Consider the following 7,055-nt stretch of genomic DNA (forward strand, 5'->3'; position numbering starts at 1 on the left):
TCCCCTCCGGTCAACAGTAATGAGTCCATGATATCATGAACTCTTTTTTTACTGTCTACCTTGAGGGGATAATACCAAAGTCGCTTTGCGTTATGCCTCTATTCCATGAAAGGGGCAGCATTCCAAACGGGACTGCGCTGCATGGAGTCAGAATCGATAGGGAGTGTGCGCTGCGGCCTATTCTTCTTTGCTGACCAGATTGGCCAGGCTGGTGACCGCCTGAGACGCATCCGGGCCTTCCGCCGAAATCGTGATTTCCGTTCCCGAACTGATGGCGAGGCTCATGATGCCCATGATGCTTTTCGCGTTTACCTTTTTGTTTTCTTTCTCTACAAAGATTTCCGATGCAAAGCGGTTGGCCTCCTGCACGAAGAATGCGGCCGGGCGGGCCTGCAAACCGGTTTTCAGTTTGACCACAACCTGCTGTTGAACCATGGATGGACCTCCTCACACAGTGTACTCGTTACCGATTAGTATACCATGCCGCTAGACAGATATATTTTGTTTTTCTCGCAATTTGTCAGCGATTTCGTTGATTTTTCTCAACCGGTGATTGATGCCTGATTTGCTGACCGGACCGCTGGGGAGCATTTCCCCCAGTTCCTTCAGATTGATGTCCGGGTGCATCAGGCGCAGTTCCGCCACTTCCCGCAGCCGCTTCGGCAGGTTTTCCAAGCCGATCTCCTGCTGAATCAGCTTGATGTTCTCCATCTGGCGGGCGGCGGCGTTTACCGTCTTGTTGATATTGGCGATTTCACAATTGTGCAGGCGGTTGACCGAGTTGCGCATGTCTTTGACGATCCGCACGTCCTCGAAGTACAGGAGCGCCTGATGGGCGCCGATGAGGCTGAGAAACTCGGTGATCTTTTCCCCTTCCTTGATGTAGAGGACATACCCCTTTTTCCGCTCGATACACTTGGCGTTTAGTCGATAGCGGTTGGCCATCTTGGTCAGCGCCTCGCAAAAATCCTGGTAGGAAGTGAAAATTTCCAGGTGATAGCTGGACGCCTCGGGATGATTCACCGAACCGCCGGCCAGAAACGCCCCGCGCAGATAAGCCGCCCGGCAGCACGAGGTTTTGACGATCTCCGGCGAAATGCCCTGGACAAAGGACATGTGTTGATCCATAATGCCGAGTTCCTGCAAAATCTCGTGCGCCTTGTGCGGAATCCGCACGATGTAGACGTTGTTCTTCTTCAGCCGCATTTTCTTGCGCACCAAGAGTTCGGCATGTATATGAAACAGCCGCTTGGTCAGGGTGTAGATCCGTCTGGCAATCGCCGCATTTTCCGTCGTCACATCCAGCACCAGCCGTCCCGCGCCGAACTGCAGGCTGCCGTTCATCCGGATCAAGGCGGCCAATTCCGCCCGGCTGCAGCATTCGGGGCTCTCCAGCATGGTCAGTTCCTTTTTCGTCAGTGCGGCGAATGATGACATAGACCCTCACTCCTTCTCTATCTTCTGCATCCTGCGCTTGCGCCTGATCAGGGATACCACCTGTTTGCTTACGGCGTGCGCGTCGTGACGCAGATAACCGTCCTCGAACGTTACCAGCGGCTTCGCCACGACGTGAAGCCCCAGTTGACGCAATCGCTTCAGATCGCAGATGACCGGAGCTGCCCCCTTTTCCGCGTACTTTTCCAAGACATGCGCGGGAATGTCAGCCGAGTTGACGATAACGGTGTCCAAAAACGGACCGCCCACGTGACGGTACATCACTTCCACGTGCGCGGACGCGGTATACCCGTCCGTTTCGCCCGGCTGCGTCATGACGTTGCAAATGTATAGTTTCGGTGATGGCGAACGCTTTACGGCATCAAACAGCCCGCGCACCAGCAGGTTGGGCAGGATGCTGGTGTACAGACTGCCGGGACCGATCAGGATCGCATCCGCTTCTTCTATGGCCAACAAGGCCTCGGTTAACGGTACGGCGTCTTCGGGATCGAGGAAGACGCGCTTGATCCGCTTGCCTGTAAGCGGTATCTGCGACTCGCCGACGACGATCGACCCGTCCTCCATTTCGGCCAGCAGCCGAATCGACTGGGTGGACGCCGGCAGCACGTCGCCGCGCACGGCCAGGACACCGCTCAGCTTTTTCACCGCTGTTACGAAATCTCCCGTAATCTCGTTCATCGCTGCAAGTAGTAGATTTCCCAAATTATGACCGGCTAATCCGGTGCCGGTGGAAAAACGGTACTGCATCACTTTTTCCATCAACGGCTCGGTGTCGGCCAGGGCGGTCAGCACGTTGCGTATGTCGCCGGGCGGGAGCATATCCATCTCTTCCCGCAGTCTGCCTGAGCTCCCTCCGTCGTCAGCGACGGTTACAATCGCCGTGATGTGGACCGGTTCATGCTTCAACCCCCGCAGCAGGACAGACAATCCCGTTCCCCCGCCGATCACGACAACCCGCAACTGCTTGCCGGGCTGTGTTCCCATTCTCCTCGTCGGCATATGTCACCTCGTTATATGCTGATACACACAGGCGTTCCTCGCGGATGGCCCTTTTGATCCTTCCTGCCATCCTGTGCTCACTTGTTTTTGTCAATGTCTCGATGGCTGACGCGAACCGTGAAGTCTTTGCTGAAGACGTCCCCGATGTGCTCCGCGATCGCCACCGAGCGGTGCTTGCCGCCTGTGCAGCCGATGCCGATCACCAACTGGCTTTTCCCCTCCCGCTGGTAATGCGGCAGCGTAAAGGACAAGAAGTCGACCAGTTTGTCGACAAATTCTTTTGTCTCCTTACGATTCATGACGTATTCGGCCACTTCCGGGTCACATCCCGTTTTCGGACGCAGTTCTTCCACGTAGTGGGGATTCGGCAAAAACCGCACGTCAAACATCAGGTCGGCGTCAATCGGCGTGCCGTATTTGAAGCCAAACGACAGCACGTTGATCGTCAGCGGCGATCCCTGCTGCGCGTATTGGCTGATAATCTTTTCACGCAGTTGGGCCGGTTTCATCTGGCTGGTATCGATAATCTGATGCGCCCGTCCTTTCATTTCCTGCAGCAGGCGGCGCTCGGCGTGAATGCCTTCCAATGGCGAACCGTTTGGCGAGAGCGGATGGCGTCGGCGTGTCTCTTTGTAGCGGGACACCAGCGTCTGGTCACTGGCATCGAGATACAGGATATGAAACGAAATGCCCTCCATCTGGTTCAGGCTGTCGATCGCTTCGGACAGGCTTTCGAAAAACTCTCGTCCCCGCAGGTCAATCACCAAGGCAACCCGTTCGATGCTGCCTCCCGACTGTTTGATCAGCTCCGCGAACTTGGGAATCAGCACCGGCGGCAGGTTGTCGACACAAAAGAACCCCAAATCTTCCAAGCTTTGCACGGCTACGGTCTTGCCCGCACCCGACATTCCGGTGATGATCAGCAAATTGATGGCTCTTTCTTTACCCACTTCCGTCACTCCACTCGCCTCCTACGATTCTGACATAAGCATACCATAACCACTGCCATATTCGTACCCTCTCTACCGCCAAACCGGCCGGACTGCATCGCGCTTGCCGCAGGTTGTCCTTTCCGATTCGGTAAAAAAAAGACGCGGCTGAACGCAGCCACGCAAGTTTGGTTCGTATAGATAAGGGGGTCAATTCATCGTCTCTAGTGTACCGCCCAAATGTTTCACTCATGTTACAAGGAAGTTAAGACATTGTGACATTTTCTTCCGCCAGCCGCTCATTCAGCTCTTCCACGTAGTGCTGAGCCGATTGAGCGGCGATGGAACCGTCGCCGGTGGCTGTCACGACCTGGCGCAGCATTTTTTCCCGCACGTCCCCTGCGGCAAAAATCCCTTTTACCTTGGTGTGCATGCGCTCATCGGTCAAAATGTACCCGGCTTCGTTGGTGATGCCCAACCCGCGCACGCAATCCGACAGCGGGTCCATGCCGACGTAGATGAACACGCCATCGGCCGGGAATTCGCGCTGCTCGCCCGTTTTGACGTTTTCCAGCAGCACTGCCTGCACTTTGCCTTCGCCGCGGATTTCCTTGACGACCGTGTCCCAGATCACGTCGATTTTTTCATTGTCAAACGCCCGTTTTTGCAGGATTTTTTGGGCGCGGAACTGATCCCGACGGTGTACGATGGTCACTTTGGAGGCAAACCGGGTCAAAAAGACCGCCTCTTCCACGGCCGAATCGCCGCCGCCGACCACGACCAGTTCCTTGCCGCGGAAAAACGCTCCGTCACATACGGCGCAGTAGGAAACGCCGCGTCCGGACAGTTCTTTTTCTCCGGGTACCCCGAGCAGGCGGTGTTCCGCACCGGTAGCGACGATCACCGATTTGGCCAGGTATTCCTTGTCGCCGGCAATCACGCGCTTGTACGGGTATCCGTCCTGGATTTCCTTGATTTCGCCGTAAGCGTACTCGGCGCCGAATTTTTGTGCGTGCTCAAACATCTTGGTGGACAGGTCGGGGCCGAGAATCGACCCGAAGCCCGGATAGTTTTCAATCTCTTCCGTATTGGCCATCTGTCCGCCCGGGACGCCGCGCTCCAGCATCAGCGTGCTCATGTTGGCGCGGGAGGTGTATACGGCAGCCGTCATTCCGGCGGGGCCGGCTCCGGCAATGATGACGTCGTAAATTTTTTGGTCGCTCATGTCCACTGCCTCCTCATCATGCACGATTGTGCCTTTCTCTCATTCGCTTAATTAAACTTATTATAAAATGAGAATCTATTTCAGATCAAGTGCTGCCAACGCTTTGACACACTTGGCTACCGTTGCCGGAGAAATCCCGTATTTTTCGGCGAAAAACGCCTGGGATTGCTTCTGATTGTTCACCGTTCCGTATAGATATTCCAGCGCGGCCACCCACGCCACCGTTTTCCGCACCTGAACCGGTTTGGTGACCCTCTCTTTGTAGCGGCGCCAGACCTTGAGGCACCATTCGCCCAAGTCGGGCCGGCCGTTTTCCGTCAGGCAGCGGCAGATGCAGTCTTCCACGCTCTCCATCCCCGGCTGGGTCGGGACACTGTTCGCGCGTCTCGCCGCACCGTTCGTCGTACGGTTCGCCTCGCCTGCTTTGACGGCATCACGCTCCGCTGTGTTCGGCTTGCCCTTGACGCGTTCCGCCGAGGTGCCGGGGAGGCAGTCCGGTAACGCCGCTCCCATGTCGGCCAGCGCCAGCAAGGCCAGCTTCTGCAGCTGCGGATCGTCGGTCTGGTGGTAAAAATGGCGCACGGCCGCTTCCGCCTCGTCATCGCCGATCAAGGCAAGCGTTTGCAGGACGGCAAACTTCACTTCATCCCGTCCATGCTGCAGCGCCCACAGGAGCGAGGCGCGGATCATCGGGTCCCGCTTGAGGTGTTCGACACCGTCAACCGCCGCTTTTTCCCAGGACACCTCACGCTGCGGCGGATGGTACTGATACGGGATCAGTAGGTTATTCTCCCCTTCTTCCTGCGCTTTTACCATCTGAATGTAGTGGTCCGCCACTCCCGCGTCCGGGTCCAACTGCTTGGCCTTCTGCCACCAGCGCAGCGCCTGCTCCCTGCGGCCGGTCATGTAGGCGGAGATGGCCGCATAGTGGTACGTGCAGGCTTCGTGCGGACGCCCCGTCTTCAGCATCCGGTAGTACAGGCGGTACGCTTCCTCATGCTGCCCGAGCACGCCCATCGTCGTCGCCAGCTTGTACATGTGCTCCGGGTGATACGGGACCACTTTTTTTAGCATCTCGATCAGCCCGACCAGTTCCTGCACGCGATTGTGGTGGGAAAGCAGGACGGCCAGGTTGCACAGCGCATGCAGGTTGCCGTTTTCCCGCTCCAGCGTCTGTTCGATCGTCGCCATCGCCTGGGCAAAATCGCCCACATAGTAGTAGGCCAGCGACAGATTGTTCCAGGCCGGCATGAACGACGGATCGGTCTCCACAATTTCTTTCAGCGTCTCCAGCGCTTCTAAAAAGCGCCCTTCTTCCAGGCTTTGACGAGCTCGTTCGTGTTTGTTGTACACGTCCTCGCGGTCACCGGAAAGGAAGTGGCGCGGCGGCAGGTCCAGTTCAAAGTAAATGTAATCGAGCAGTTCTTCCGCTTCGTCCCGATACGGGCCGTTTTCATCCTCTTGCAGGTAACGGATCGCCATCTCTTCGGCCATCTGGTAGTCTTCCAAGTTGGCGTAATTGTTGGCCATGTAAAAGTACACTTCCACCATGGACGGATCATACTTTTCGATAATTTCATACAAGACGTCGTTTGATGCTTCAAATTGCCCCGTTTCTGCCAAGACACTGGCCAGGTGGCAGTGGTATTCGGCATTGGTTGGCTCCAGCTCGATTGCCCGGCGAAAGCAGCGAAGGGCCTTCTCGTAATCGTAGCGATGCAGGGAACGCAGACCGCGTTCCACAAAGAATTCCGCATCTTGCTTGAAGTCAACAACGGTGGCTTTGATGATACCCTTGTTATGTTTCATAGAACCTCCAACATCACGGGAGCAGTACCTTCATGTATCGTACCAGAAGCTCTCCCGCGCCACAAGTTGATTCGGCCGGCAAAGTGCCCCGCAACCGGCCAAAAAGCAGGAAACACCACTGGCTTTACAGCGAGTGGTGTCATCTATCCGTTGTATCAATTGTGTGCGAATAAAAAATGGAGCGGACGACGGGTCTCGAACCCGCGACCTTCGCCTTGGCAAGGCGACGCTCTACCAATTGAGCTACGTCCGCACTGGTGAGCCATGAAGGACTCGAACCTTCGACCCTCTGATTAAAAGTCAGATGCTCTACCAACTGAGCTAATGGCTCACAACATGGTGGCTCGGGACGGAATCGAACCGCCGACACGAGGATTTTCAGTCCTCTGCTCTACCAACTGAGCTACCGAGCCGCTTTGTTTTGTAGATGGCGGAGCTGACGGGACTCGAACCCGCGACCTCCGGTGTGACAGACCGGCGTGAACTCCAGCTTCACCACAGCTCCGTGAACAAAACCTTCATTCCTTGAAAACCGGATACGCATGGTTGGCAAAGGATATGGAGTGGATAAGTCCTCGACCGATTAGTATTCGTCAGCTCCACGCGTTGCCGCGCTTCCACACCGAACCTATCAACCT

The 7,055-nt window shown here is 56.1% G+C and carries 6 protein-coding genes and 4 tRNA genes; all 10 read right to left on the reverse strand.

The window, feature by feature from the left end; translation table 11 throughout:
• Positions 1-177: 177 nt before the first annotated feature.
• The 10 genes from FOI68_RS22515 to FOI68_RS22560 all read right to left on the reverse strand — a co-directional run bounded on the left by FOI68_RS22515 (position 178) and on the right by FOI68_RS22560 (position 6,922).
• Positions 178-435, reverse strand: coding sequence for an HPr family phosphocarrier protein (locus FOI68_RS22515; protein ID WP_029098136.1), 258 nt, complete (start codon positions 433-435; stop codon positions 178-180).
• Positions 436-486: 51 nt separating this feature from the next.
• Positions 487-1,437 (reverse strand): DNA-binding protein WhiA, encoded by a 951-nt coding sequence (whiA, locus tag FOI68_RS22520; RefSeq protein WP_035299323.1) that lies wholly within the window; start codon positions 1,435-1,437, stop codon positions 487-489.
• A 6-nt stretch (positions 1,438-1,443) separates the two neighbouring features.
• Complete coding sequence (locus FOI68_RS22525) at positions 1,444-2,454, reverse strand: gluconeogenesis factor YvcK family protein (RefSeq protein WP_029098134.1); 1,011 nt, start codon at positions 2,452-2,454, stop codon at positions 1,444-1,446.
• Positions 2,455-2,531: 77 nt separating this feature from the next.
• Positions 2,532-3,413, reverse strand: coding sequence for an RNase adapter RapZ (gene rapZ, locus FOI68_RS22530; RefSeq protein WP_035299322.1), 882 nt, complete (start codon positions 3,411-3,413; stop codon positions 2,532-2,534).
• Between the two features lie 235 nt (positions 3,414-3,648).
• Positions 3,649-4,608: a thioredoxin-disulfide reductase gene (trxB, locus tag FOI68_RS22535; RefSeq protein ID WP_044898981.1), complete on the reverse strand. Its 960-nt coding sequence runs from the start codon at positions 4,606-4,608 to the stop codon at positions 3,649-3,651.
• A 75-nt stretch (positions 4,609-4,683) separates the two neighbouring features.
• Complete coding sequence (locus tag FOI68_RS22540) at positions 4,684-6,417, reverse strand: tetratricopeptide repeat protein (RefSeq protein WP_143864399.1); 1,734 nt, start codon at positions 6,415-6,417, stop codon at positions 4,684-4,686.
• Between the two features lie 177 nt (positions 6,418-6,594).
• Positions 6,595-6,670: transfer RNA gene (locus tag FOI68_RS22545), tRNA-Gly, on the reverse strand.
• A 2-nt stretch (positions 6,671-6,672) separates the two neighbouring features.
• Positions 6,673-6,748: transfer RNA gene (locus FOI68_RS22550), tRNA-Lys, on the reverse strand.
• A gap of 6 nt (positions 6,749-6,754) precedes the next feature.
• Positions 6,755-6,830: transfer RNA gene (locus FOI68_RS22555), tRNA-Phe, on the reverse strand.
• Between the two features lie 15 nt (positions 6,831-6,845).
• Positions 6,846-6,922 (reverse strand) — tRNA-Asp (locus FOI68_RS22560).
• Between the last annotated feature and the right edge of the window lie 133 nt (positions 6,923-7,055).

This window comes from Brevibacillus sp. LEMMJ03, assembly GCF_007197875.1.
In the GTDB taxonomy this organism is placed as follows: domain Bacteria; phylum Bacillota; class Bacilli; order Brevibacillales; family Brevibacillaceae; genus Brevibacillus; species Brevibacillus thermoruber.